Origin of the sequence: Azospirillum palustre, assembly GCF_002573965.1 — a bacterium.
Lineage (GTDB): Bacteria > Pseudomonadota > Alphaproteobacteria > Azospirillales > Azospirillaceae > Azospirillum > Azospirillum palustre.
In genome coordinates this window covers 178229-178743 of sequence record NZ_PDKW01000038.1, presented here as the reverse complement: position 1 = coordinate 178743, position 515 = coordinate 178229, and the positions used below count along the sequence as shown (strand labels likewise).

Sequence of the window (515 nt, the reverse complement as noted above, 5' to 3'; positions counted from 1 at the left end):
ACGCACTCCAACACCCTCTCCGCCGGACGCACCGCCCCGCGCGGCGTCGATTGGGCCGCCACCGTCAAGGACGCCGGCCTCGCCGCCTTCGTGGCATTGCTGCTGACCGTGCCGCTGGTCGGCCTGCGCACGGTGGACCGCCCCACCGGCCTCGGCATCGAAGCCCGGCCGGAGGAGGTGATCGCCTCGCTCCTGCTGGTCTTCCTCGGCCGGCTCGGGCTCGGGCTGATCCGCCAGGGCATGGCGCTGCCGGTGCTGATCCTGGCGCTCATTTGCGCCGGCGTCGGGCTGGTGCTGCCGATGCCGACCCAGGTGCTGCGCCTGGTGCTGGTGCTGGGCGGCGGCGTCATCGCGCTGCGCGCCGGCATGGTGGTGATCATGCTGTGGCGTCCGCGCGGCCTGCTGGCCCACCGCGACCCGACCATCCTCCTGCATGGCGGCAAGAAGCCGATCCCGGCGGGAGCCGCGAAATGAGCGCCGCACCGATGAACACCGAAAAGCCTTTGCTGAGCGTC

Annotated in this window: 1 protein-coding gene; it reads left to right on the top strand. The window is 72.2% G+C overall.

Features of this window, described 5'->3' with window-relative positions:
- Nucleotides 1-474: DUF3382 domain-containing protein (locus CRT60_RS04610; protein ID WP_244592267.1), on the top strand; the 474-nt coding region annotated here is incomplete at its 5' end.
- Nucleotides 475-515 lie beyond the last annotated feature (41 nt).